This window comes from Rhodobacteraceae bacterium IMCC1335 (genome assembly GCA_039640495.1).
Taxonomy (GTDB): Bacteria; Pseudomonadota; Alphaproteobacteria; order Rhodobacterales; family Rhodobacteraceae; genus Thalassovivens.
This window is the reverse complement of record CP046864.1, coordinates 3220898-3247113: the sequence shown is the minus strand read 5'-3', so window position 1 is coordinate 3247113 and position 26216 is coordinate 3220898. Positions and strand designations below refer to the sequence as shown.

23 protein-coding genes, 1 tRNA gene and 1 pseudogene are annotated in these 26216 nt (G+C 50.0%); 17 read left to right on the top strand and 8 right to left on the bottom strand.

The features are described 5' to 3' along the window. Nucleotides 1-19 precede the first annotated feature (19 nt). Nucleotides 20-1195, bottom strand: a complete 1176-nt coding sequence (locus GN241_15855; protein ID XAT58703.1) for a tyrosine-type recombinase/integrase — start codon at nucleotides 1193-1195, stop codon at nucleotides 20-22. Between the two features lie 119 nt (nucleotides 1196-1314). On the opposite strand from GN241_15855, the gene GN241_15850 reads away from it, so the two are divergent. Together GN241_15850 and GN241_15845 are read left to right on the top strand one after the other, a co-directional pair. After that, entirely contained in the window at nucleotides 1315-1563 is a 249-nt protein-coding gene (locus GN241_15850; protein XAT58702.1) for a helix-turn-helix domain-containing protein, read from the top strand. 123 nt (nucleotides 1564-1686) lie between these two features. Then, nucleotides 1687-3303 (top strand): hypothetical protein, encoded by a 1617-nt coding sequence (locus GN241_15845; GenBank protein XAT58701.1) that lies wholly within the window; start codon nucleotides 1687-1689, stop codon nucleotides 3301-3303. A 273-nt stretch (nucleotides 3304-3576) separates the two neighbouring features. Here GN241_15845 and GN241_15840 read toward each other — a convergent pair. Continuing rightward, nucleotides 3577-3651: transfer RNA gene (locus GN241_15840), tRNA-Thr, on the bottom strand. Nucleotides 3652-3904: 253 nt separating this feature from the next. Between GN241_15840 and murA the strand changes: the two are divergent. From murA to GN241_15815, 5 genes and pseudogenes are all read left to right on the top strand, one after another. Continuing rightward, nucleotides 3905-5172: pseudogene (murA, locus tag GN241_15835) on the top strand (UDP-N-acetylglucosamine 1-carboxyvinyltransferase). Next, nucleotides 5172-5651 carry a DUF2948 family protein gene (locus GN241_15830; GenBank protein XAT58700.1) on the top strand — a complete coding sequence of 160 codons (480 nt, stop codon included), beginning with the start codon at nucleotides 5172-5174 and terminating at the stop codon, nucleotides 5649-5651. The pseudogene murA and the gene GN241_15830 overlap by 1 nt, the downstream one beginning before the upstream one ends. A gap of 66 nt (nucleotides 5652-5717) precedes the next feature. Further along, nucleotides 5718-7028, top strand: coding sequence for a histidinol dehydrogenase (gene hisD / locus GN241_15825; protein ID XAT58699.1), 1311 nt, complete (start codon nucleotides 5718-5720; stop codon nucleotides 7026-7028). A gap of 135 nt (nucleotides 7029-7163) precedes the next feature. Further along, a complete protein-coding gene (locus tag GN241_15820; protein ID XAT58698.1) occupies nucleotides 7164-7646 on the top strand; it encodes a UPF0262 family protein in 483 nt (160 codons plus the stop codon). Between the two features lies 1 nt (nucleotide 7647). Then, nucleotides 7648-8094, top strand: coding sequence for a low molecular weight phosphatase family protein (locus tag GN241_15815; GenBank protein ID XAT58697.1), 447 nt, complete (start codon nucleotides 7648-7650; stop codon nucleotides 8092-8094). A 52-nt stretch (nucleotides 8095-8146) separates the two neighbouring features. Here the strand turns inward: GN241_15815 and GN241_15810 are convergent, their stop codons facing one another. Next, nucleotides 8147-9409: an aminotransferase class V-fold PLP-dependent enzyme gene (locus GN241_15810; GenBank protein ID XAT58696.1), complete on the bottom strand. Its 1263-nt coding sequence runs from the start codon at nucleotides 9407-9409 to the stop codon at nucleotides 8147-8149. 173 nt (nucleotides 9410-9582) lie between these two features. Between GN241_15810 and GN241_15805 the strand changes: the two genes are divergently transcribed. Both GN241_15805 and GN241_15800 read left to right on the top strand, forming a co-directional pair. After that, the gene (locus tag GN241_15805; protein ID XAT58695.1) at nucleotides 9583-10443 is read left to right on the top strand and encodes a hydroxymethylglutaryl-CoA lyase; all 861 of its coding nucleotides are present in this window, start codon (nucleotides 9583-9585) and stop codon (nucleotides 10441-10443) included. After that, nucleotides 10430-11221, top strand: a complete 792-nt coding sequence (locus GN241_15800) for a crotonase/enoyl-CoA hydratase family protein (protein ID XAT58694.1) — start codon at nucleotides 10430-10432, stop codon at nucleotides 11219-11221. The genes GN241_15805 and GN241_15800 overlap by 14 nt, the downstream gene beginning before the upstream one ends. Nucleotides 11222-11450: 229 nt before the next feature. On the opposite strand, the gene GN241_15795 is transcribed toward GN241_15800, so the two are convergent. From GN241_15795 to GN241_15785, 3 genes are read right to left on the bottom strand one after another with little or no spacing between them, the layout of a single operon-like run. Then, nucleotides 11451-11957, bottom strand: a complete 507-nt coding sequence (locus GN241_15795; GenBank protein XAT58693.1) for a flavin reductase — start codon at nucleotides 11955-11957, stop codon at nucleotides 11451-11453. Further along, nucleotides 11957-12847: an oxidoreductase gene (locus GN241_15790; GenBank protein XAT58692.1), complete on the bottom strand. Its 891-nt coding sequence runs from the start codon at nucleotides 12845-12847 to the stop codon at nucleotides 11957-11959. Before GN241_15790 ends, GN241_15795 begins: the two co-directional genes overlap by 1 nt. After that, nucleotides 12847-14001: an LLM class flavin-dependent oxidoreductase gene (locus GN241_15785; protein ID XAT58691.1), complete on the bottom strand. Its 1155-nt coding sequence runs from the start codon at nucleotides 13999-14001 to the stop codon at nucleotides 12847-12849. Before GN241_15785 ends, GN241_15790 begins: the two co-directional genes overlap by 1 nt. Before the next feature lie 98 nt (nucleotides 14002-14099). Between GN241_15785 and GN241_15780 the strand changes: the two genes are divergently transcribed. The 8 genes from GN241_15780 to GN241_15745 all read left to right on the top strand — a co-directional run bounded on the left by GN241_15780 (nucleotide 14100) and on the right by GN241_15745 (nucleotide 24048). Further along, the gene (locus GN241_15780) at nucleotides 14100-14795 is read left to right on the top strand and encodes a UTRA domain-containing protein (GenBank protein ID XAT58690.1); all 696 of its coding nucleotides are present in this window, start codon (nucleotides 14100-14102) and stop codon (nucleotides 14793-14795) included. A gap of 9 nt (nucleotides 14796-14804) precedes the next feature. After that, nucleotides 14805-15896: a gfo/Idh/MocA family oxidoreductase gene (locus GN241_15775; protein XAT58689.1), complete on the top strand. Its 1092-nt coding sequence runs from the start codon at nucleotides 14805-14807 to the stop codon at nucleotides 15894-15896. Between the two features lie 429 nt (nucleotides 15897-16325). Further along, entirely contained in the window at nucleotides 16326-17099 is a 774-nt protein-coding gene (cysQ, locus tag GN241_15770) for a 3'(2'),5'-bisphosphate nucleotidase CysQ (GenBank protein ID XAT59321.1), read from the top strand. A 720-nt stretch (nucleotides 17100-17819) separates the two neighbouring features. After that, a complete protein-coding gene (locus tag GN241_15765) occupies nucleotides 17820-18899 on the top strand; it encodes a UDP-phosphate N-acetylglucosaminyl 1-phosphate transferase (GenBank protein ID XAT58688.1) in 1080 nt (359 codons plus the stop codon). Nucleotides 18900-19022: 123 nt separating this feature from the next. Next, the gene (gene cysD, locus GN241_15760) at nucleotides 19023-19919 is read left to right on the top strand and encodes a sulfate adenylyltransferase subunit CysD (GenBank protein XAT58687.1); all 897 of its coding nucleotides are present in this window, start codon (nucleotides 19023-19025) and stop codon (nucleotides 19917-19919) included. Nucleotides 19920-19931: 12 nt separating this feature from the next. Continuing rightward, on the top strand, nucleotides 19932-21833 hold the full coding sequence (gene cysN / locus GN241_15755) for a sulfate adenylyltransferase subunit CysN (GenBank protein XAT58686.1): 1902 nt from the start codon (nucleotides 19932-19934) through the stop codon (nucleotides 21831-21833). Between the two features lie 203 nt (nucleotides 21834-22036). After that, the gene (map, locus tag GN241_15750; protein ID XAT59320.1) at nucleotides 22037-22855 is read left to right on the top strand and encodes a type I methionyl aminopeptidase; all 819 of its coding nucleotides are present in this window, start codon (nucleotides 22037-22039) and stop codon (nucleotides 22853-22855) included. Between the two features lie 386 nt (nucleotides 22856-23241). Continuing rightward, nucleotides 23242-24048 (top strand): hypothetical protein, encoded by an 807-nt coding sequence (locus GN241_15745; protein ID XAT58685.1) that lies wholly within the window; start codon nucleotides 23242-23244, stop codon nucleotides 24046-24048. A gap of 373 nt (nucleotides 24049-24421) precedes the next feature. Here GN241_15745 and rsmD read toward each other — a convergent pair whose 3' ends face one another. Next, nucleotides 24422-24982, bottom strand: a complete 561-nt coding sequence (rsmD, locus tag GN241_15740) for a 16S rRNA (guanine(966)-N(2))-methyltransferase RsmD (GenBank protein XAT58684.1) — start codon at nucleotides 24980-24982, stop codon at nucleotides 24422-24424. Beyond that, nucleotides 24979-26193: a pyridine nucleotide-disulfide oxidoreductase gene (locus GN241_15735; protein XAT58683.1), complete on the bottom strand. Its 1215-nt coding sequence runs from the start codon at nucleotides 26191-26193 to the stop codon at nucleotides 24979-24981. Before GN241_15735 ends, rsmD begins: the two co-directional genes overlap by 4 nt. Between the last annotated feature and the right edge of the window lie 23 nt (nucleotides 26194-26216).

Below are 26216 nucleotides of genomic sequence, written 5' to 3'. Positions count from 1 at the left end.
GGTCAGGCATATCTTAAAGTTAAACTGTTGTAGCCAAATTGTAAGATTGCGCTGCTAACTCCGCACTTTGGCGTAGCCGCTCTGGCGCTAGATGGGCGTAGCGATTAGTTGTCCGAATTGAGGAATGGCCAAGCAAATGCTGTACTTCATATATAGATACGCCGTTATTTACCAAAATTGAGGCGAAAGAGTGTCTGAGGTCATGCAGTCTGAAATCCTCTAATTTGGCCTTCTCGCGTACCCGCCGCCAAGTCTTGTCGCAATTTACATAAGCTTTCCCTGTTTTAAAGTTAACAAAGGTAACTTCTAAAAAGTTTCCATGCAGTTTCGCTAAATGATGTTGTTTTACTTTATTTAACAAATCAACGGCAGCGTTTGATATCGGCACTTTCCGAAAGCTACCACTTTTTGTTTTCGGAATGACCCATATTTGATGATTAAAGTCGAAATCAGTCCACTTCGCTTGTAAGGCCTCAGATTTACGGCAGCCAGTTAACAACAAAAATGAAATAAGGAACTTCATCATAACATTTTCAATTTTTTCTAATTCTGCGAACAATCTTTTATGTTCTTGGTCACTTAAATATCTTGTTAAAGGAGGTGGCGAGGGCAATTTATCGATTTTCAGATCTCGGCTTGTTGGGACATTTGCAAAATCCCACTGGTTAGCTTTGTTGAAAATTGTACCCAGCAGAGTAAGGGCACTATTTATCATTGTATTGGACAGGTTGCTCTGAGACTTTTGTCTTACAAAAGCTTGTATATGATAGGGTGATATTTGCAGAAGAGTTCGAGTTCCAAGAATTGGCTGCAGGTGGATCCTAAAAAGACTTTCATCTATGTGGGAGCTTCTTTTATGCAATTTCGCATGCGGCAGATAATAAGAATAGAAGAAGTCACTCAGTGTAGGAATATCTAGAATTTTCTTTTTCTGCTCTAGTGGATCTATTCCTTGAGAAATTAAGCGCGCATTCTTGAGGGCTAAATCTCGTGCATCAGAAGTTTTTAAAGCCGGGAAAGATCCAAGTGACATATTTCTTTGACGATTTTGAAATCGGTAACGATAGTGAAAGCGCTTTGATGTTGCATAAATTACGGCCCATAGACCGGGAGTTTTGGGGTCCTTAATATAAAGAAAGGATTTACCTTGCTCCAATTTAACTTTCTCGAGGTACTGATTGGTAAACTTATGCATCGTTTGCCCTAGATTAGATTTATTATACAATAAATAATATATTTAATATCAAATTCAATATCATTAGTAGCATTTTTGAATGCTTTTGTTACATGAGCGTTATAAATTGGAGAGCTTTAATGGATATTCCCTCAGCCCGGCAAATTATTGCTGCAAGAGCACTCTTGGGGATTAACCAAGAGAAAATGGCTGAAGGTTCTGGTGTAGCCATTGCAACCATTCGCAGGTTTGAGGCTTCTGGCAGTCAGGCTAAAGCTGAAGTGAGTTATCGCGTCTCTACTATGCTAAAACTGATCAGTTTTTTAGAAAGCAGAGGTATTCAATTCTTGTTTGAAAAAGATGCTGTTGGCGTAAAACTTAACAAATAATCTGCTAAAATGACGGCAATGATTCTTTCATTTTTTTGCCTATTATCCAGCTCGTAATAAGGTTGAGTCTTTACAATATCTTAGCGAAAGGTTGGAGCTACTCACTCCAAGACAGGCGCTTTGATGGCCCAAGCAGCGGCATCGAGCGTGAATAAAGAGATGGAAATGTCAATGGAGCGGCTTTCCACCGGAAAACGAATCAACTCAGCTGCCGACGACGCAGCTGGCGTAGCGATTGCTTCGCGTCTTACATCTGAAATCAATGGTACAAACCAGGCGATCCGCAACGCGATGGACGGTCAGGCCATGATTGATACAGCAGAAGGTGCGCATCAAGAAGTTGAAAGCATTCTTCAGCGCATGCGTGAGCTTGCCGTTCAAGCATCAAACGATAGTAACAGCGATGCAGATCGCACTGCCCTTCAATCAGAAGTCACCGCTTTAGTTGCCGAAATTGATCGTATCGCTAACGTGTCTACTTGGGCGGGAAAAGGTCTTATCGACCAAGGTAGAAGTTTTAAGTTCAATGTTGGATCTCACGGTGGCGGACACAATGAAATTGTAGCGACGACGACAGCTATGACTGGTGCTGCGCTTGGTGTAGCTGCGGGTAATGCTTCGGTTGGAGTCAACGGCGCCACTGCTGTCGAAGTAGGTGAAAGCGTTTCTGGCGTGAGTACCGTTCAATTTGGCGGAACACCAGCGGTTGGAGATCTTTACAAGATAGACATCCAAGGCCAAACAATTCAATTGAAGGTTGAAGGCACAGCTGACGCTGGTGCAAACTTTACCTATACGTATGCTATCGACGGCGTGGATCCAGATGGGACGGGGCAGGGTAACCCCTTGGTCGCTGGTGACTTTACAGCTACTGCTAGCAAAACAGTTGCAACAGTCGCAACAACTGGCATCACATCAAAAGATATTGCTGAAGCTTTTAAAGCCATCATCGATCACTCATCTGTGACAGGAGGCAATATTAATGGTGATGTTACGGCTACTGTAAATGCCGATGGTACGTTGACAATTGGGAAGCAAGTAAACTTTGGTGAACCCGCAGGTGGGCAAACAACCCATGACGACTCTGCTGGCGCGACCCTTACTACAAACACTATCACGGATAATGGGACAGGCACGGTTGTATATGAAATTAAGGCTGCGGCTAATCAGTTCCCTCAGGATGTTGATTTCTTGATAAACAATGTAGCAATATCAGCAGACGTTTCCAGTGGAGCATATGCGAATAGCGCAGCCGGTATGATAGCGGCTCTACAAGCAGCAATTGACGCCAAAACAGACGCTGGTGAATTAGCTGGAATGACTTTTACCGTTGCACAAGGAACTGCTGGGGCTACTGCAATTAAAGTAACAGCCGTTCATGATACAGCAAATTTAGTGTCAAATGTCTCAGCCACTCCAGGAACTACTACAGCGGCATTGCAAATCAATACTCAAGCAAATGCAAGCGCGGCTATCGCAACTATTGACACTGCAATAGAAAAAGTTAACGCTCAACGTGCAAATTTGGGTGCAGTATCTAACCGCTTAGATAGCACTGTTAATAATCTGACGAGCATCAGTTCAAATTTGGCTGCAGGTCGTGGTCGCATTGAAGATGCAGATTTTGCAGCTGAAACCACTTCGCTGGCCAAATCTCAGATTTTACAGCAAGCGTCAACAGCGATGCTGGCGCAGGCTAACGCCTCGAAGCAAAACGTGCTGAGCCTTCTGCAAGGTTAAGCGCAACTCAAAGCAATAAAGAAAAGCCCGCGCAAGCGGGCTTTTTTACGTTTTTAAGGGTTTTTCACAAACCCTGTCAAACATATCATTAAAAATGGCAGCCAAATTATGCATCAGTCGCCAAAACATCAAGCCCGGGCTTTTTTAGCACTGTGCCCAAACCGACATCGATTGCTCTGCAATTTCGTGCAGTTTCTTGCCCTGATGTCCAAATCACACAGGCGTTGGTCAGCTGGCTAAATCACTGGTATTATTTTTTTTGCGTGAAATTTATGGTGCTGTAGGGGAGGATTGAACTCCCGACCTCTCCCTTACCAAGGGAGTGCTCTACCACTGAGCTACTACAGCAACTTCCAGCGCGTGAGTAGACGGGAATCATCTGCCACGCAAGTCAAAACTAGACGCGTTTTCTTTGATGTTGTAAGCAAGCGCCATGACGCAGAAACCCAAAGCTTCCGGATCCGGATCTGGCGCCGAGCAGCGCGACCAGCGCTTAAAACAGGCGCTGAAATCAAATCTGGCGAAACGCAAAGCGCAGGCGAAAGCCAAAGCGGGGGAGCCGGGTGAAACCGCGGCTCAGCCCGCCAAAAAGGAATAAAATATGGATTCAATTTTGGTCACCGGAAATGGCGCTTTGCATGGGGAAATTCCAATTGCAGGGGCAAAAAATGCCTGCTTAACCTTGATGCCAGCCACCTTGCTAAGCGAAGAGCCGCTGACCCTGACCAATGCACCGCGCTTATCCGATATCGCAACGATGTCATCTTTGCTGCGCTCGTTCGGGGCAGAAGTCTCCAGCATGAATGACGGGCTGGTGGTGGCATTATCTTCGCATAAGATTGAAAATTTAACGGCAGATTATGATCTTGTGCGCAAAATGCGTGCGTCAAATCTGGTGCTGGGGCCGCTTTTGGCGCGGTTTGGACAGGCGGTTGTATCGCTGCCCGGGGGCTGCGCGATCGGCGCGCGTCCGATGGATTTACATATCAGCGCATTGGAAGCGCTGGGCGCCGAGATCGATTTAAAAGAGGGCTATTTGCATGCCAAAGCGCCAATTGGGGGCCTGCGCGGGGCACAGCATCGCTTGCGATTTGCCTCGGTTGGCGCGACCGAGAATTTTATCATGGCGGCCAGCCTTGCCAAGGGCGTTTCGGTGTTAGAGAATGCCGCGCGCGAGCCTGAGATCGTCGATTTGATCGACTGTCTTGGCAAAATGGGGGCGCAAATTGATGGCGGCGGTAGTGACACCATCACCATCCAAGGCGTTGAACGGTTGCATGGCGCAACGCATCCCGTTGTGAGCGATCGTATCGAGCTGGGCACTTATATGCTGGCGCCGGTGATTGCGGGGGGGCAAGTTGAATTATTGGGGGGCGGATCAATTTGCTCTCTGCGTTTTGCGAGAAATTAGACGCAATTGGGGTGGATGTTGTCGAAACCGCAGGCGGGCTGCAGGTGTCTCGGCGCAGCGATGTTTTAAAAAGCGTGAACATTAAAACGGAAGTGTTTCCGGGGTTTCCAACCGACCTTCAGGCGCAGATGATGGCGCTTTTATGCACGGCAAAAGGCACCAGCGTGTTAGAGGAAACCATTTTCGAAAACCGGTTTATGCACGCGCCTGAATTGATGCGCATGGGCGCGCGGATTGATGTGCAAGGCGGGGTGGCAACTGTGTCTGGCGTGGATCACTTAAAGGGTGCGCCGGTCATGGCCACTGATTTGCGCGCTTCAGTATCTTTAATTTTGGCAGGTTTGGCGGCGGAGGGTGAAACCGTGGTCAGCCGTGTCTATCATTTGGATCGCGGCTATGAAAAATTAGAGGCAAAATTGCAGGCTGTTGGGGCCAAAGTGGAAAGGGTTTCATCCTGATGACGCAGGATGCCCGCTTTCAAGACGGCGTTGAAAAGCCTTTATATATCGGAGCAATTGATCCGGCAGATATTGAGGTGATGTCAGCCTTTCTGCAGGATGCCGTGGTGCCGGTTTCTGAAATCAAATGGCGCCAGAAATATCGGCAATTGGTGGTTCTGCTCAACCGATTTCGCTGGGAAGATAAAGATCATGCAAAACAGCAAAAACGCCCCGTCGAACGCGTGCAATCATTGCTCGTGATTGATCACGTTCGCCATGTCGCCTCGATCGGGATTGATCGCAGCACCCCCAAAGCCGTTTTGGCGCTTTTGTCCCTGTCGTATCAAGAGGGTGAAGGCGCCTGTGAAGATGTCCAACTTACATTTTCTGGCTCTGCAGCGATCAAAATACAAATTTCGGCGCTCGAGATATCGCTTCGGGATGTCACGAAACCTTATATCGCGCCCTCAGGCCGCATACCTACTCATAGCGTTTAAACCCCCTCTTGGGCTTGAGGCTTGGCCGAAGAGGCGCTAATTGCTATGCGAAAGTAGGAGCGCAAAATGCCAGTTTTACTAAACACTCAAGACGCAGATTTTGAAAAGAATTTTACGGCGCTTTTATCTGCAAAACGCGAAGACAGCCCGGATGTTGATAGCAGTGTCGCTCGGATCATCGCGGATGTGCAACGGCGCGGTGATGCTGCGGTTCTGGACTTAACAGAAAAATATGACGGGGTTACGCTGCGCGCTGAGGAGTTGCAAATTTCCACCGCAGAAATTGAAGCTGCTTGCGCGCAGGTTGGAGCGAAAGAGCGCTCTGCCTTGGAACTGGCCGCGGCGCGCATCACCGCCTATCACGAAAAGCAAAAACCTGAAGATGCCTATTGGACCGATAGCACGGGCGCTGAATTAGGCTGGCGCTGGACGCCCATATCAGCGGCAGGTCTGTACGTTCCAGGCGGGCTTGCCAGCTATCCCTCTTCGGTTTTGATGAATGCGATCCCGGCGAAAGTGGCCGGAGTAAGCCGTCTAAGCGTTGTGGTGCCTTGCCCGGGTGGTATTTTAAATCCGCTGGTTTTGCTGGCTTGTAAAATCGCGGGTGTAGATGAGGTGTATCGTATTGGCGGTGCGCAAGCGATCGCTGCTCTTGCCTATGGGACCCAGACGATCGCGCCTGTTGATAAGATTACTGGCCCAGGCAATGCCTATGTCGCCGCCGCAAAACGCCGCGTATTTGGAAAGGTGGGCATTGATATGATCGCTGGCCCCTCCGAAATATTGGTGATTGCGGATGCTGAAAATGATCCCAATTGGATTGCCTTGGATTTGTTAAGCCAAGCCGAACATGATGCAAACGCGCAATCTATATTGATCACGGATGATCCAGAATTTGCCGTTGCGGTTGCCGATGCGGTCGAAAATCAGCTTAAAACGCTTGAACGTCGCGAGATCGCCGCGGCCAGCTGGCGCGATTTTGGCGCGATCATCACCGTGTCCAGCCTGCGTGAGGCGGTTGCATTAAGCGATCGTATCGCCCCCGAACATTTGGAACTATGTGTGGCAGATCCCAAAGCCTTGAGCGCGCAGATTACCCATGCAGGGGCGATCTTTTTGGGCGGTTGGACGCCCGAAGCCATTGGCGATTATATTGGAGGTCCAAATCACGTCTTGCCCACCGCCCGCTCTGCCCGTTTCAGCAGTGGGCTGTCTGTGATGGATTTTCTCAAACGCACCACCCTTGCGATGATGCGCCCAGAGGCGTTACGCGCCATTGGGCCGGCGGCTGAAATTTTGGCGAGCTCGGAAAGCCTGCAGGCGCATGCGCTGTCGGTCACGGCGCGGCTGCGTAAATTGAATGATGGGGCTGATTAAGTGGCTGTCTCTGCTCTGGTCTTTCGGATCTGATCCGATTAAAATTCAATAACGAATAAAGGGTAGGCTTGTCTTTGACTGCGCGCGCTCTGCCCTTTTTTGCAATTGCAACTACCAACGTTTGATGGATGTCTGATGACCCATATTGTGCATATAGAGATCGATGATCAAAATCTGCCGGTTCCCACACCGGAGATTGAACAAGAGCGCCGCGTGGCGATGTTTGATCTGTTAGAACAAAATAATTTTGTTTTGCCGGCGCGCGGCCAGCGCGACATTGCGCCTGGGCCGTATCGCGTGCGTCTTTCAATTAAAGAAAAACGCTTGGTTTTTGATGTGGGCACTGAAACGCAGGTGAAAGTGGCTGAATTTCATCTGTCGCTTTCCCCGTTTCGGCAGGTGGTCAAGGATTACTGGGCGATTTGTGAAAGCTATTACGATGCTGTGAAACATATGCCACCCAGCCAGATTGAAACCGTCGATATGGCCCGTCGCGGCATTCATAATGAAGGCGCGCGGATTCTGAGCGAACGGTTGGTTGATAAGGCCGAAATTGATAATGATACGGCGCGCCGCTTGTTTACACTTATTTGCGTTTTGCATTTTGGGGGTGAATAATATGTCGGATACTTTGCCCCAATCTATTTTATTTTGTTGTGACCATAATGCCGTGCGCTCTCCTATGGCGGAAGGCATTATGAAAAAGCTCTATGGCACTGAAATTTATGTGCAATCGGCGGGCGTGATGAATGATCTTGAAATTGACGGATTTGCGATCAGCGTCTGCGAAGAAATTGGCGTTGAGCTGTCGCGTCACCGCACCCGTAGTTTTGATGAAATGGCGCAGGGGGGCGATCACCTCTCTGCGTTTGATTTGGTGGTGGCTCTATCGCCTGCAAGCCAGCAACGCGCTTTGGAATTAACCCGCTTTTTTCATCTAGAGGTAGAATATTGGCCGATAATGGATCCGACGGAATTGGGCGAGAGCCGCGAGGTAAAAATGGCCTCTTATCGCCAGGCGCGCGATCAGATCGTCGATCATCTGAATAAGCGCTGGCGCGAATAATACAGAGCTGATTTCTGGCCCTCTGGCGCGGGTTGCGCCCGGCGGCCAGAAATCAGTTCGTGGTCTCTGTGATCTCTTTCAGCGCCGATAGCAATTGGCGGACTTCGCTTTTGGAATTATAGTGGCACAGCGATATGCGGATGCAATCGGACCATCCCATCGGGGATAAGATATTGCCCGAATAGTGATCAGCTTTGCGGGTATGGGTGCGAATACCGGCGCTGTTCAGCGCAGCGACCACATCGCTTGAGGCCTGCGCGGTCACGCGCAGCGCAACCAAGCCCTCGCGGCGTGGGTTTTCATAGCCGCCAATAACTTCAATCCCATCCATGTCTCGTATACCCGGCAAATTATCAGACCCATATAAAATGGCATCTGTTAGCGCTTTTTCGTGGTGCTGAATGGCCCATGACGCGGCTTCAAGCCGTTTGCGCAAATCGCCGCTATCGCTAAACTGACAGCCCAACCAATCCAAATAGTCAACGATATCTGAAATTGTGGCATAGGCGCCGGTATCGCGCGTGCCAAGTTCCCAATTTTCTGCAGGGCCGTTTAACAAGGTTTCATGATCAAGCTTGCTTAAACGATCAGAAATCCACCCATAGCCAAACCCATGGCGCGAAAACATTTTATAGGGCGAGATTGCATAGCCATCGACATGATAGCTGGCAAGGTTTAGCGCGCCATGCGCCGCATGTTGAATCCCGTCAACGATGATAAAGCAATCAGGCGCCACGGCGCGTATTGCGGCTGAAATAGCCGCAACATCCATTCCCATTCCGGTCACGGGGGAGGTATGCAAAATGGTGGCAACTCGTGTATCGGGCGTTACATGAGCCGCGTAATTCGCCGCCTCAACGGCGCCGGTTTCTTGATTATGGGGCACGCTGATATAGGGACGGTTTGTCGCCTTTGCCCAATGCTGCGCGGCGCTGCGCGAGGCAGGGTGCTCTACGCTGGACCCCAGAACAACGCCGCCCTCAGGCGCCGCCATCACGGCCGTGCGCACCATGCGAAACAATAATTCAGTGCCGCTTTCCCCCACAAAAAATTGACCATCTGGCGCGTTGAACAACACATGAGATTGATCTTTTGCTTTCTTGATAATCGCCATAAGCGCATGGCTGGCCGGATTATCCCGCCCTTGATTGTCGGGAATAGCCGCAAATTTTGCAGATGTTTCAACGGTTGATTTCAGCGTTAAGGCGCCGCCTGCATTTTCGAAAAACACGCGTGGGCCGGTAAACGGGCAGCTATCGACATGGGCAAATTTATCGCGAACCTGCGCTAATAGTCCGGGCTTTTCCTCAATCATCATATCACCCTATTTTTTTCTCTTCTCGCTTTGTGACGGGTTGCTGCTTTAAGCACAATCTCAATTTTTAGTTTGTCATGGATAATTGCTGAAATAGGTTTGCGCTCTTGGGCGTAAGCGGGCAAGATTGGCGTGCCCGCATTTGAGATGGGCAATAAGCGGTGTAGGGATAAATGGGCGAGCGGGTCACTGTGTTTGAAATGGGTCCACGGGATGGGCTGCAAAATGAGGCCGCGCCGATTGCCACAGCGGATAAAATTGCCTTGGTGAATGCGCTGTCAGAATGCGGGCTGTCCAAAATCGAAGTCACCAGCTTTGTCTCGGCAAAATGGGTGCCGCAGCTTTCTGATGCTGCGCAGGTGATGGCTGGACTGATCCGCGTGCCGGGCATAAGCTATACGGCATTGACCCCGAATATGAAGGGGTTTGAGGCGGCAAAAAATGCCTCGGCAGATGAGATTGCTATTTTTGGCGCTGCCTCCGAGGCCTTTAGCAAAGCCAATATCAATTGCTCGATCGAGGACAGCCTTGCCCGGTTTATCCCGATGATGGCGGCGGCGAAAACCGCGGGCATTCCGGTGCGGGGATATGTGTCATGTATCACTGATTGCCCCTATGAGGGGGCGGTGTCACCGCAGCGCACGGCTTGGGTGGCACAGGCTTTGTTTGACATGGGATGTTATGAAATTAGCCTGGGCGATACGATTGGTCAGGCCACGCCGGAGCGCTTGGATAAAACCCTTCAGGCGGTTCTTGACAGTGTACCGGCAAGTGCTTTAGCCGGGCATTACCACGATACCAATCAACGGGCGCTTGAAAATATCTTGCTGTCGCTGGGGTATGGGATCCGGGTGTTTGACGCCGCGATTGGCGGCCTAGGCGGGTGCCCCTATGCGCCGGGCGCCAAAGGCAATGTTGCCACTGAGGCGGTTGCCGCTTTGATGCAAGCGCAGGGGTTTGAAACCGGCCTTGATCTGATAAAATTGGAAAAAGCGGCTCGGATGGCAAAGGGGTTGGTGCATGGAGCTGCCTAAATTTGAAACGCTCGATCTTTCCTGCGATGCGCGTGGCGTCTTGACCGTCGCGTTGAACCGGCCTGAAAAGCGCAACGCATTTTCCGGCCAGATGATTGCCGATCTGCATGAATTTGCACAAACAGTTAGCGCTATGGATGCCGTGCGCGTGGTGGTGTTGCGCGGTCGTGGGCGCGTGTTTTGCGCCGGTGGTGATTTGGAATGGATGAAGGCGCAGATCGCCGCGGATCGCGCAGGGCGGATGGCTGAGGCGCGTAAATTGGCGCAGATGCTAAAACGGCTCAACACTTTGCCGAAACCGCTCATTGGTGTTTTGCAGGGCGGCGCCTATGGCGGAGGGGTTGGGTTGGCGGCTATTTGCGATGTTGCGATCGCTGAAGACACCACAAAATTTGGCCTGACGGAAACGCGTTTAGGGCTTATTCCGGCCACCATAAGCCCTTATGTGATTGCGCGGATGGGCGAGGGTAAGGCGCGCCGCGTCTTCATGTCCGCCAAAATTTTTGGCGCTGCTGAAGCCAAAGATCTGGATTTAATCGCCGATTATCTTCCCGCAGAGGCGGTCGAAGCGCGCCTTGAAGATGAAATCAACCCGTATTTACAGGTGGCGCCCGGCGCGGTGGCTGCATCCAAACGTTTGGCGCGGAAACTGGGCCCAGCAATCGATGATGCGATTATTGAATATACGATCTCGGCGCTGGCGGATGTTTGGGAAGGCGTAGAAGCGGCGCAGGGAATAGACGCATTCTTGAGCAAAACTCCACCGCCCTGGGGATAAACGACCGCCAGATCCGAAGCCGATCCTGTGTATTGTGTGAATGGCAAAACCTGTATCAATGGAAAACATCACGCGAGCCATTGGCTTATTTTTCAGGTGTGATCGCGGATATCGGCGCGGGCCGTAAAACAGCAATGCCACAGACGCAATTTCTTTCGGTGATGATGTTGATATTAAAGGCTCTAAAGCAGTTTGCGATTGGGCCATGGGCGCAACGCATAAACCGCCTTCATGCGTGGGTTTTCAGATACGCGCCTTGGCTGAACACGAGCGGCGTGCCCTCGTTTTTTTCAAAACGGTCCACATGTCCGATAATGATCGTATGGTCGCCTGCGTCGTGTTGTGCGTATAAACTGCATTCAAAACGGGCCAAACAGCCGGGAAACAAAGGCACATTTTGTGCGCCTGTTTGCCACTCAAGGTTTTTAAAGCCGTCCCCCGGTCGGGCAAAGCTATGGCAAAGTGCTTCCTGACCCGCTTCCAAGATATGAATTGCAAAATGGGTTGCTTGGCTGAAGGCGAGGTGACGGCGCGAGGCTTTTGCCGGCGACCAAAGGACCAGGGGCGGATCCAGCGACACGCTGGCAAAGCTGTTGGCCGTGATGCCCATAGGCTGCCCGTCATGCGAGCATGTAATGATCGTGATACCCGTTGCAAAGCGCCCCAAAGCCGAGCGAAACGCGCCGCTGTCAAACGGCGTGTCGGATGCCCCTAGAGGCTGAACCGCGTTGACCATTAAGCCACCTCATGCCCTAAAGCGGCTGTGTAGATTTCAAACCACTCTTCGCGCGACAAAGCGATATCGGTGCAATCTGACAGTGATTGAATGCGCCGCATATTGTTGGTGCCCAAAACAGGAAGAATATTGGCAGGATGCGCCAAAAGCCACGCGATTGCCACGGCGTCGGCGGCTTTGCCTTGCTTTGCGCCAATTTCAGCAAGCACCGACAACACGTCAGCATGGGCATCTTGGAAAAGGCGCCCGCCGGCCAAAGGCGACCACGCCATCAGCGGCGTGCCATGACGCTGATGAAACGCTACATCGCCATTGGTCAGCGCGTTGTGTTCAAGAACGCTAAGTTCAATTTGATTGGTGGCCAGTTTTTGCTTCATCGCGGATTGAAGCAAGTCCCAATCATAGGGTTTGAAATTGGACACACCCACGCTGCGGATTTTGCCGCTGGTCACCAGCTCATCAAGCGCCGTGCCGGTTTCCAGATGGTCCATCAAAGGGTCTGGGCGATGCAATAAAAGCAAATCGATGTGATCAACTCCCATCAGGCGGAGCGAATGATCGACCGAGGCTAGAATATGTGCGCGGCTGGTATCGTAATGTTTCACCGACGCAGTTTCATACCGGCCTACGGGCGCCACAATATCGCATTTGGTAACGATTTCGATTTTATTGCGCAGATCGGTTCCTTGCAAAGCCTGCCCGAGCAATTCTTCAGCCATATAGCCGCCATAAATATCGGCCTGATCCATGGTGGTGATGCCCTGCTCTAAGCAGGCTGCGACCTTGTTGCGGATGTGACTTATGCTGGTGTCAGAATCATCGCCCAAGCGCCACATGCCATAGATAACCCGCGACAGGCTTAAAGAAGATGTAAGTTCAATGCGTTGCATTAGCGGCGCTCTCCTGCCCCGAGGGGTGTTAATGGGTTTGTGTTTGGTTGCCGACCGTAAGCTTGTGGTAAGGAACAGGTGTTCAATTGCGGCATAACGCGGGTTCCAAAATGTTCGCATTCTTCCATATGCGGATATCCGGAAAGAATAAAGGCGCGGATTCCCATTTTTTGATAGGATTCAAGTTCAGATAAGACTTGATCAGTTGAACCAACAATCGCCGCACCGCAGCCCGAGCGGGCGCGGCCCACACCTGTCCAAAGATGCGGTTCAACAAAGCCTTCCATATCCGCAAGATCGCGATTTTTGGCTTGATGCGCCACGCCTAGCGATGTGCTGTCCAGCGCCCGTTCGCGAATGGCACGGCCAGCATCATCCTCAAGTTTTGATACCAGGTGTTGCGCATATTCGCGCGCTTCTTGTTCAGTATCGCGCACGATCACATGCACGCGCAATCCGTAATCCAAACTGCGCTCATAGCGTTCGGCAACCGCGTTGACGGCGCGCATACGCTCCGCGATTTGCTCTTTTGGCTCGGGCCACATCAAATAGACATCGCAATGTTGCCCACATAATTCCAGCGCGGCGGGAGAATAACCGCCAAAATACAATAAAGGCCCACCGGTCTGATAGGGTTTTGCTGGATCTGTGGTGAGGCCGGAAAAATTATACACTTGGCCCTGATAGTTGATTTCATCTTGCGTCCAGGCTTGTTTGAGAATTTCAACAACTTCACGCGAGCGTTGATAGCGAAACGCACTATCTGCTTTTTCGCCGGGGAAATCGCTGCTGATGATATTCACCGTAAGGCGCCCTTCCAGCATATGGTCCAACGTGGCAATCGTGCGCGCCAGCATGATGGGTTGCATTTCTCCACACCGCACAGCGGCCAGCAGGTTGATCTTTTCGGTTATCGGAGCGCAGCCGGCGACAAAGCTCAGCGTATCTTGGCCAACCTGATATGAGGAGGGGCATAGAATGTTCCGAAAACCCTGCGCTTCGGCTTTTTTAACGATGTTACTGCAATGGGCCCATGAGGATCGCAGCGTGCCATCAGGCACGCCAAGATATTGAAAATCATCTGAACACAGCGCGGAAAACCAGGAGACTTCGACCGCGTCTAACTCTGTTGACGTGATGGGGACGATGGTCATATTTCAGGGATCCTTTTTGTCTTTTGCGCCTTGCGTAGCACCTGAGTTTATGTAAATCAATAGTATATCAATTTTCGTAAGGCGGATGATAAACACCGATGAAAACCGTACTGCCGACCTATGTTCAGATAAGCGAAATGCTTATCCGCGATATCGCGGCGGGGCGGTATTTGGATGGCGCACGTTTGCCGCCGGAAAGGCAAATGGCTGCCGAATTGGGCATTTCAGTGGGCACGTTGCGTAAAGCATTGGATGATATGAATTCGAAAGGGCTTTTGGAGAAGCGTCAAGGCTCAGGAAATTATGTGAAAACGGGCGCCACGCCCAATTCGGTTTATTCTTTCTTCCGTGTTGAGCTGATCGATGGCGGGGGTTTGCCAACCGCGCAGGTTTTGAATGTTGATTTATTGCCAAAGCCCGCTGCATTTCCGGCCTTTGGGCCGGCGTCAAAGGCCTATCGCATTCGCAGGTTAAGATCGCTTAACGCGCAGCCGGCGGTGCTTGAAGAAATTTGGTTGGACGGGGATCAAGCAGCGCAGCTTAGCACAAGCGAATTGTCTCATTCGCTTTATCTTTATTACCGCAATGTTCTCAATCTTTGGATTACCGAAGCCGAAGATCAATTGGGGCTAGAGCCGGTGCCGCAATGGGCACCAGATGGGTTTGACCCAAGGCCAGGTACGCCCTGCCTTTTTGCGGCGCGGTTAAGCCGGTCGCAAACCGGTGAGACGGTTGAATATTCTCAAAACTGGATTGACACAAACGTAGCGCGCTATGTGGCGCGCATTAAATAAGGTAACAGAATGCAAGAAATAACCCGCTATGGGATTATAGGCTGTGGTATGATGGGGCAAGAACATCTGCGCAATATAGCTCTTTTGCCCGCAACAGCTGTGGTGGCAATTTTTGAACCAGATTCAAAGATGCGCCAGGCTGCGCAAGGCCTCGCCCCGGACGCAGTTTTTGTTGAGAGTTTGGATCAGCTTCTGGCGCGTGAAGATCTTGATTGTTTGGTGATCGTATCGCCCAATCATGTTCATTTGGAGCAATTAGAGCGCATCGCCCACTATCCGGCACGCCCCGTTTTGGTTGAAAAACCCTTATTCACCAATGCTCAGGATTTGGCCCGCGTTGAGGCTTTTAAAACCCAATATAACGCGCCTGTCTGGGTGGCCATGGAATATCGCTACATGCCGCCCATTGCAGCCTTGAAAGATCGCTTTGAAAGCGTGACAGGCGGTTTGAAGATGTTAAGCATCCGCGAGCACCGATTTCCGTTCTTGGAAAAAGTTGGCGATTGGAACCGCTTTAATGTCAATAGTGGCGGCACCTTTGTCGAAAAATGTTGTCATTTTTTTGACCTGATGCGCCTGTTGACCGGATCTAATCCAACGCGGATCATGGCCAGCGGTGGTCAGGCTGTGAACCATTTAGACGAAACTTATGCGGGCGCCGTTCCTGATATTTGGGATCATGGTTATGTGATCGTAGATTTCGAAAATGGTACGAAGGCAATGCTAGAATTATGTATGTTTGCTGAAGGGGCGCATTTTCAGGAAGAAATATCCGTTGTGGGTCCGCGCGGCAAGATCGAGGCATTCGTGCCCGGACCAACGCGGTTTTGGATGAACCAATCGCAGCGCGCCCCAGATCCAAAGCTGGTGATTTCGCCGCGCCATTCTGGCCTGCGCGAAGAGCTTGCAATTCCGGTCGATCCGGCTTTGCTAGAGGCAGGAGATCACAATGGATCGACCTTTTATCAGCATCAGCGGTTTTTAGCGGTTGTGCGACAAGGACGTGCGGTGGAAGTAAGTTTGAACGATGGCATTTGGGCGGTACGCATGGGGCAAGCTGCGCAAGACTCGGCGCGCCTTGGGCAAGCCGTTACGTTATAGTTTATGGTCCGCTTCGGCCTATGCCTGAAGAGCGTTAGAATGGGGATAGTTGCAAACGAAAAATCGATTTACCTTATGGATTTCGAAGGTTTTGGGGCTTTGGCCTATCTGGGGAATTCGGTTTTTGCAGGGCATAGGCCTGGATAGCCTGCGCTCTGCCCAATCATAGGCGTGCTCGTGACGGGTTTTTACAGATCAGAGCTGACGATCCCCAAAAATAAGATATTTGGTTGGTCTGATGCGCATGAAGCGCGTCCTGCTCGATAAATTTTATTAGCCAGGGTTGATTTGATCTTGGAAATGCAAGCTCAACCTCTTGCAAAACTGAAAGAAAACGACATTAACGCTTAGTCAAGATGAGCAAAAGCAGAAAGCCCGGCGATGTTGACGAATAGCCTAAAAGAAAAATATCCAGATTTAGTAGCTTCGATGCGCAAAGCCGCGGTTTTGGCGGGGCTTGAAATCTTAGATATCTACGCTCGAAGCGATTTCGGTGTTCAGATTAAAAGCGATGAAAGCCCTTTGACGCTGGCTGATTTGCGGGCAGATAAGGCAATCGCGACCACGCTCGCTGAGCTTGTACCAGATATTCCCATTGTCTCTGAGGAAACCTATACCGACGTTGATCGACAGAGAGATGCGATATTCTTCTTGGTAGATCCGCTGGACGGCACAAAAGAATTTATTAAAAAAACTGGAGAATTTACGGTTAATATTGCGCTGATCGTGCAGGGTAAAGCGGCGTTGGGCGTGGTATATGTGCCCGTGAGTGGTGATTTATTTTATCGTGATTTTGACGGTTTGTCTTATGTAGAAAGCGATGCAAGCCGCATTGATAAGCGTGGCCAGATTGCGCAGATCAACTGTCGCGCTGTAGATGGGCAGAAGATTATCGCGGTAAAATCGGCCTCGCATTCAAATGAGGAAACTGAGGCTTTTCTGAGAAAATATAACCCTGTTCAATCCAAAAGCGCAGGGTCATCTTTGAAGTTTTGTCTTATCGCGCGTGGCGCAGCAGATCTGTACCCCCGTCTTGGTCGTACCATGGAATGGGATACGGGCGCCGCGCATGCAGTTCTTAAAGGGGCAGGCGGCAATGTGTATAGGATCGATACGTTTGAGGAACTCGAATATGGCAAAGAGGTTATGGACAACCCGCATTTTGTCGCGGCGTCAAATGGGTTAAATTTGATGCAAAGTTAAGTGATGTCACTAAAGCCAGGACAGCAATCTAGGGTATTTGAGCAGGTACAACCTATGCGTTGCGCGCTTTAACTTTTAAAGTTTCAAAATGGTATAAATAAGAGCGGTTTGACCGCGAGGAAAGTTTGAATGAAACCGCCCCTTGAGATAAGGAGCATCTGGGCGTTGCCGCGCAAAATGCTCAAAGCCGTTCATGCTTAGGTTGAGAGCACTAGGCCTAGGATATAGCGCGCCCAATGGTGCCGTATTGCCGCAGTTTTCAACTTAAATTAAACCCTTTGCTTTTGCCAAAGAGGGTGGTTTATCCTGGCTTAGATAAGTTTATTTATCTCGAAAGGATACTTAAATCGACTCAAATTTGTTTTATTCAAGCATCAGAAATGTTTTTTGATTTACGGTACCCCCTTCTTTATCTTTGGTGAAAACTGCCATGGTTTTTCATCATTTGAATTGAGCCGTGATCAACCAAGTTTCAATTTCAGGTTAGACACAAATAAGCATGGGGTTTTAGGTCTTTGATAATTCGCAATTCATCTTTTGTTTCATTTGCCTTGAAGGGCAGAGGCGTTAAATTTAAGGTTTTTGCTGGAATAAACACATCCGTCTGCATTTCCGCCTCCGTGTCTCTTTGGGAGACTTATTTTTTCCGGCAAGCCTTGATTAATCCGGCGGTGCTGTATATACGTGGTGCCGGTAGGCGGTGGGCGTGATAAAAATCAAATGATATTGTTGTATTCCTTTGTGTCAGCGATGTGTCTCGCGTTGGTTATTTTCTTAACCCGTCCGCTCCATATTCAATTCACGGCCAAGGGCCATGGCAATGCTGCCGTTCAATCCTCTCATCGTTTGCCGACCCCAAGAATCGGTGGTCTGGCGGTTATACTAGGCGGATGTTTGGGGGCGTTCACGTTAGATGCAACGACGTTCAACTTGGTGTCTATTCTTGCCATATCTGCACTGCCGGTGTTTTTGGGTGGTCTGGGCGAGGATGTTGGGTTTAATGTCAGCGCGAAAATGCGGTTGGTTTTGTCCTTTGTCTCTGCTTTAATGGCTGGAATTCTTTTGGGGGCGTGGATACCCCGCATGGGCGTTCCGGTTCTGGAAATATTAACGCTTTACACTTTCCCTGCCATTATTCTGACGCTTTTGGTTTCCGGTGGTATCAGCCATTCCTTAAACCTGATCGATGGTTTAAATGGATTGGCGATCGGCGTGTCTATCGTGATTGCACTTGGCCTCATGTCTATTGCTGTTTCGGTGGGTGATTACCAAATCTCGTATATATTGCTGTTGATTATTGGTGCATTATTGGGTTTGCTGGTATTCAACTATCCCTTTGGAAAGCTCTTTTTGGGAGATGCAGGCGCGTATTGCACGGGGCATATCTTGGCATGGGTTGCGATTCTGTTGCTCAACAGACATCCAGAGATTGCCCCTTTCTCAATGCTTTTGATCTTCTTCTGGCCTATTGCGGATATGATATTTTCAATCTTTCGCCGTTATCGCTCTGGCAAGCCAATCGACCAACCGGATCGGCTTCATTTTCATCAATTGGTGATGCGTGCGCTGGAATTAACATTGCTATCTCGAAAGCTGAGAGGCCTGACCAATCCATTGGCTACATTGATTATTGTGCCATTGGCCTCAGTGCCGATCGCCGCGGCGGTGATGCTCCAAAGCAACGATCACATGGCGGCGCTTGGGTTTATTGCGGCGGCACTTTTATTTGTTATCACCTATAACGTGGGTATGGTTTTGGCAAAGCGGTTTGCGCGCCATGGAACCCGCGCCCGAAGCTGACCGGTTGTTTCGTTTTTGCTGACCAAGCGCGCTTAGATGCCAGCATCGGAACTGATTTACGACGCTTACGAGATAGGCTAGTCGTTCATCTCCTGATAACTTTTTCGAAAGAGTGGATATCGTATGCGGTCAACCCATCTCTCAAACCTTGAATCCGAGGCGATTGAGATCATGCGCGAGGTTGTGTCAGAGGCTGAGAATCCAGTTATGCTGTATTCAGTTGGCAAGGACAGCGCGGTGATGCTTCATCTGGCGAAAAAGGCGTTTTATCCCTCTCCTCCTCCGTTTCCACTGATGCATGTGGATACGACTTGGAAATTCCAAGAGATGTATAAATTGCGCGATAAGGCCGCGAAAGAGGCGGGGATGGAATTGATCGTCCATCAAAACCCTGAGGCCAAAGAAAAGGGGATAAACCCCTTTGAACATGGCGCATTGCATACGGATTTGTGGAAGACTGAGGGTTTGAAACAGGCGCTGGATAAACACGGGTTTGATGCGGCCTTTGGTGGTGCGCGTCGGGATGAGGAAAAATCACGCGCCAAGGAACGTGTGTTTTCCTTCCGCACTGCCCGACACAGATGGGAACCCAAGGCGCAACGCCCAGAGCTTTGGTCGCTCTATAATGCGCGCAAAGCCAAGGGCGAAAGCATGCGCGTCTTTCCAATGTCAAATTGGACGGAATTGGACATCTGGCAGTATATTCAACTAGAAGGCATTGAAATCGTACCGCTGTATTTTGCGGCGCCACGTCCGACTGTGCAGCGGGATGGTTTGATCCTGATGGTGGATGATGATCGCTTTCCATTGGAACCTGGCGAAGAACCTGTGATGCGATCGATCCGATTTAGGACTTTGGGCTGTTACCCCCTAACGGGCGCTGTGCAATCTGAGGCGGCGACCCTAACCGAAGTCATCCAAGAAATACTTTTGACAACGACATCCGAACGACAAGGCCGCGCGATTGACAAGGATCAAGGTGCCTCAATGGAAGTTAAGAAACAGCAAGGGTATTTTTAGGGGGTGCGGGATATGACAGATCAAGTTTATAAAACTGACGCGCTGATTGCGCAGGATATTGATGCCTACCTAGAAAGCCATCAAAACAAATCGCTGTTGCGCTTTATCACGTGTGGGTCCGTGGATGACGGGAAATCAACGCTGATTGGCCGCCTGCTTTATGACAGCAAAATGATTTTTGAAGATCAACTTGCTGAGCTTGAAGCGGATAGCAAAAAACTCGGTACACAGGGCCAAGAAATTGATTTTGCGCTGCTGGTCGATGGATTGGCCGCAGAGCGAGAACAGGGCATCACAATTGACGTGGCCTACCGTTTTTTTGCCACGGAAAAGCGTAAGTTCATCGTGGCGGACACACCGGGGCATGAACAATACACGCGCAACATGGTAACAGGTGCCTCCACGGCGGAATTGGCCGTGATCCTGATTGATGCGCGTAAAGGTGTTTTAACACAAACGCGTCGCCATAGTTATTTGTGCCATCTGCTTGGTATTAAAAACATCGTTTTGGCCGTCAATAAAATGGACTTGGTTGATTATGATCAGGCCATTTTTGATGCAATTGTCGCGGATTATACTGAATTTGCAAACAGCATCGGCATTACGGCATTTACCGCAATCCCAATCTCTGGGTTCAAAGGGGATAATATCGCGGCCCATTCTGATGCCACCCACTGGTACAGTGGACCAACACTGATGGCGCATTTAGAAAGTGTTGATCTGGATCAAAACACAGGGGCTGCCCAAGAATTCCGCATGCCCGTTCAGTGGGTAAACCGACCCAATTTGGACTTCCGCGGGTTTAGCGGCAAGATCGCCGCGGGCACCATCAAACCGGGCGATGAGGTGCGCATTCTCCCCTCTGGCAAAACCAGCCATGTGGATCGCATCGTTACATTCGATGGTGATTTGGACAGCGCGATTGCAGGTCAGTCAATCACACTGACGCTAAAGGATGAGGTGGATTGTTCCCGCGGTCAGGTGATCACAGCCTCGACTGCTCCGCTTGAGGTGGCCGATCAGTTTGAAACCACCCTGATTTGGATGGATGAAGAGGCGCTGATTCCAGGTCGTTCCTATTATCTGAAAATCGGGCCGCAAACCGTCTCTGCAACGGTGGCGGAACCCAAATATCAGATCAACGTCAATACGATGGAACATGCGGCGGCCAAAAGGCTTGAGCTGAACGCAATTGGTGTGGCCAATGTGACGACGGATCGTAATATTCCATTTGCGCCCTATGCGGAAAACCGGACGCTGGGTGGTTTTATCCTGATTGATAAAATGACAAACGCCACTGTGGGTGCTGGCCTGATCAATTTTGCCCTGCGCCGCGCACAAAACATTCATTGGCAGGCAACGGACATCACGCGGGATCACCACGCGGACCTGAAAAACCAAAAACCTGCGGTTCTATGGATGACGGGCCTGTCGGGATCAGGGAAATCCACGATTGCGAATGCGGTTGAAAAAAAGCTTGCGCGCATGAACCGTCACACCTTCCTGCTGGATGGGGATAATGTGCGCCATGGCTTGAACAAGGATCTGGGCTTTACCGATGCGGATCGGATTGAAAATATCCGCCGTGTGGGTGAGGTTGCAAAACTGATGGCGGATGCGGGTTTGATCGTCATCACGGCGTTTATATCGCCCTTCAGGTCCGAACGGCAAATGGTGCGGGATATGATGGCACCGGGTGAATTCGTCGAAATATTCATCGACACACCCCTGTCTGTCGCAGAAGAACGGGATGTCAAAGGCCTTTATGCCAAGGCGCGCTCTGGTCAGCTTAAGAACTTCACAGGGATCGACAGCCCATATGAGGCCCCCGAAACTCCAAAAATCCACATCGACACAACCGCAATGTCAATCGATGATGCCGCAGAGCAAATCGTCAAGATCTTGCTTTCTTAAAGCGTGATGTGTTCGCAATTGTGCGCGTGGTATCGCGGTGCGCCAATAAAAGTTATTTTTTTCTTGTAACTTTAAATATATTCGGTTTTTGCTCTTTAATTGTGAAGAAACAGTATAACTTCTATCGGCTGGGTCTGGTGAATATGGATAATCATCGCTAGGGCTATAAAAATTGACGCGGCGCTTTAAAGGAGAGAGCTTTGTTGGAATCTGACAATTATCGTAAAACCCGCGCGGGTATTACGCTATTTGACCAAGCGGCCTTCGAAGGAATGCATCGGGCTGGCGCAGTTGCAGCCCGCATTCTTGACGAAATCGCACCGCTTGTTTTTCCCGGGCAAACGACCGCAATCATCAATGCCTTTATCGAAGATCAAGTGCGCGCCGCTGGCGCTGTCTCGGCGACAATCGGCTATAAGGGCTATCAGCATGGCAGTTGTATCAGCGTAAACCATGTGGTTTGCCACGGTATTCCGAGCGATAAAAAGCTTAAAGAGGGCGATATCCTAAACGTAGATGTGACGGTGATCGTTGATGGATGGTACGGCGATACCTCGCGGATGTATGTGGCGGGTGACTTATCGCGCAAAGCCGAGCGTTTAATTCAAGTGACGCATGATTCTTTGATGAAGGGTATTGAGGCGGTAAAACCGGGCAATACTTTTGGCGATATAGGATATGCGATACAATCTTATGTTGAGGCGCAGCGTATGTCAGTTGTGCGAGATTTTTGCGGCCATGGCCTAGGCCAAGTTTTTCATGCCCCCCCTAACGTGTTGCATTATGGCAGACCAAATACTGGATCTATTTTGGAAGAGGGTATGTTTTTTACAATTGAGCCGATGGTGAATTTAGGACGGGCGGAGACAAAAGTTTTGGCGGATGATTGGACTGCTGTCACGCGGGATAAATCGCTTTCGGCGCAATTTGAGCATTCCGTGGGTGTAACTGCAAACGGCGTTGAAATTTTCACCTTGTCGCCAGCGGATCGGTTTCATCCGACCTATGGGGGTTGGGGTTAAAAAAGAACGTTTTGTTCTTGCGATTTTATCTTTACTCAAAGCAAATCCCCTTGGAAGATTGGTTTGAACGCTGCAACTTTATTAAGTTGCAACAACTTTAAATTGAAAATCTCGTTTATGGTGAGGCCTTAATTCGCGTCTTCGCGTCTATAAGTATCGGCTAGGATATGATTCTATTGATCGAAGTATTTGTAAAGTCTGTTTGATTTTTAAACCATCTGATTAAGGCAAACGAGTGCTCCAAGGTCCTTCACAAATCTGATATAGATCAACCTAAAGATGTGTGATCTAATAATATTTAGATCGTGGAACCCTGCGTAATCAGTGGCAGCCTAATCGAGGATGTTGGGAGGTGGGGAAAATTTTTTAAAGCAAAGGAAGAACTCGTGAGTGTGCTGCGCGTTTTTGGTGAAAATTTACGATTGCTCTGCAAAACGCGCCCGTCAATTGCCTCGGTTTGCCGCGATTTGGATATCAATCGTGTACAATTTAATCGCTATATGAGCGGCCATTCCTTTCCCAAGCCAAATGTTTTGCAACAAATATGTGATTACTTTCTGGTCGATTCGCGGATCTATCTTGAGCCCTTGACCCCTGATGATTTGGAACGGGTTAGGCGCGGCCAATCGCAAAGCGCGCTGCAAGCGCAACCCAGCTATTTACATCAAGCCGTTGATTATTTTGAACGCGGTATAGCCCTTACTGTTTCACAAAGTGAGCTTCCAGATGGTATCCATTGCTTTTGGCGTAGATCGTTTACCGAATTGGAAACTGCGAGCTGTAATTTAATTTCGATTAAAACCGTAGAAGGTGTGCGGGTGTTTAAAAGCCTTGAGCTTTTGAAATCGCAACGCAATCGAGCAGAAATTTCAGGTCGATCTACCCCTTCTTCGAGAGGCGTCGTGATGCGATGCCCTGATGGTTATGCGCTTTTTGCGATCAATCCGCATCCCTCTCGATTTATCAGTTTAACGTATTTTGGAAATGTTTATTTTAGCGAAAATTTGCTCAGCGGGTTTATGGTTCTTGCCCGTAAAGAATATTTCCAGCGGCGCCGGTTCTCGCGCTGCGTGTTAGAGCTTTTGCCGCAAACCTCTAATTGTATTTTGAACGCCGCACGGCGTACCAGCCGCAAACTGTCCATGGAAGACCTTCCGATTATGATCAAGGATGTTATCGAAACGCCGCTATGAAAATGTTTTTCCTTTCTTGAGAGGGCCGCGCGATATTCAATGTCAGCTCTGTCCAAACAGATTGGTTGAAAGCGCGTTTTTTGGGGTTATGCCGCCAATTCGCCGCCGCGTGCTGAGACTTTAAGCGAATATGCAAACACGCAGCTTTATATCAATTATTGGATCAAGCAGCTTTTGCTAAATGTCTTACCGATATCGAGAAAATTCTTGCCGGGTTTGACCCATCGGGGTGTGACCGTTTGAGCTTTTTGCAACATGCGAATGCAATGCTTGTGTATTTCTTTTTGATGGCACAAGGGAAGTCACCTGCCCTGCGAAAGAGATAGAAAGAGAACTTTACTGTGTTAAAAGGCGCAGCAATACAGAACAAGTGTTATTGTGGGCGCATCAAGGTAACGCTTGTGTCGCCATAGCGCAGGCACTCGAGGCTGCAAAACCCCTCTGGGGCCGGTATCTCACGCTGCTCTTCCCATATAATCAAGGCGTCATCGGCAATCCACCCCTTTGCGCGGGCCTTTGGCACCACGTTTTGGCCCAAATCTTTGCCATAGGGGGGGTCAAGAAAGACCAGATCAAAAGGCGCGCCGGGGCAGGGCGGCAATTGCAGCAGGTTCCATGGCCGAAAGGTGATATCGACGTTTGGATCAAACAGAGCTTTATTTTTGCGGATCAGTTCTGCAGATTTGCGCGCGTTATCGATCAGCCAAAGACGCTCTGCGCCGCGCGAAAGGGCCTCAAACCCCAAAGCACCGGTTCCGGCGAAAAGGTCAAGAACCTGCGCGTTCTCCAAGGGATTTCCAAACCGCCCCGAGGCAAGCACGTTGAATAAATTCTCGCGCACGCGGTCGGTGGTTGGGCGCAAATGTGCCGAGGGATCGCCTTTGCCAACCGAAGCCAAAGCTCTTCCGCGATGTGTGCCTGCGATTATTCTCAAGATTTCAGCAGGGATTTAAGATCGGTCTGGGGATCGCTTATGGCCGCTTTGGGGGGCGATATACCTAGCCCAAGCGAGCGTTTGCCCACCATATAGGCTTTGGGCGCGTTCATCGCATCGACCGCCAGAAGCGTATCGCCTTTGTAATACCAAAAAGAGCAACTATCCGCAGTCTGCTCCGCCCGTTCGACCACATCGCTATAGCCCGTGTTTAGCCCGGCGATTTGAAGCTTTACGTTATATTGATCAGACCAAAACCAAGGTTCTGGTTGATACGGGTTTTTAGCGCCCAAAATATTTTGCGCAGTTACTTCGGCTTGATCAATCGCATTTTGTACGCTTTCCAGCCGCATTTTCTGGCCCTGATGGTCAAATGACGCGCAATCGCCGATCGCCCATATCGACGGGTCGGAACTGCGCCCATACATATCCACAGCGATGCCATTTTCAATCTCTAGCCCAGCCGCCTCCGCCAAGTCTTGCGCCGGTATAATCCCCACCCCGACAATCACGAAATCGACGCGCTCAACGCTGCCATCGCTTAATTGTGCGCTGGTCACTTTGCCATCCTTACCGATCAGCTGTTTCAGACCCGTATTTTCTTTCAAGGTCACCCCATGGGATTGGTGCAACTGCCGGAAGTAATCGGATGTTTGCGGTGCGGCGACGCGGTTTAAAATACGGTCCGACATTTCAACCAGCGTGACCCTCAACCCCTTAGTCGCGGCAACTGCTGCGGCTTCTAAACCGATATAGCCCCCGCCAACGATCAAAACCTTTCGCCCTGCCACCATTTCAGGAGCCATCGCATCCGCATCTTGGAGATCGCGCATCGTGTAAACCCCCGCCAGCTCGCCCCCGATCGCGGCGGGCAATTTGCGCGGCCATGATCCGGTTGCCAAAACCAGGTGATCATATGTCAGGCTTTGACGGGTTGTAACGATGGATTTTTCGCGACGATTGATACCCGTGACGGTGTCGCCAAGGTGAAGAGTGATGTGGTTATCGGCGTAAAAACTTTCTGGGCGCAAATAAAGGCGCTCCAAAGGCATCTCACCCAAAAGATATTTTTTTGATAAGGGTGGTCGTTGATAGGGCAGGACGTCTTCTTTGCCGACCAAATCTATGCTGCATTGATCATCGAGATTGCGCAATTTTGCAACCAGTGCCGCGCCAGCTTGCCCTGCGCCTATCACAACTATTCTTGACATATGCGTCCTCACCTGATCTGGCC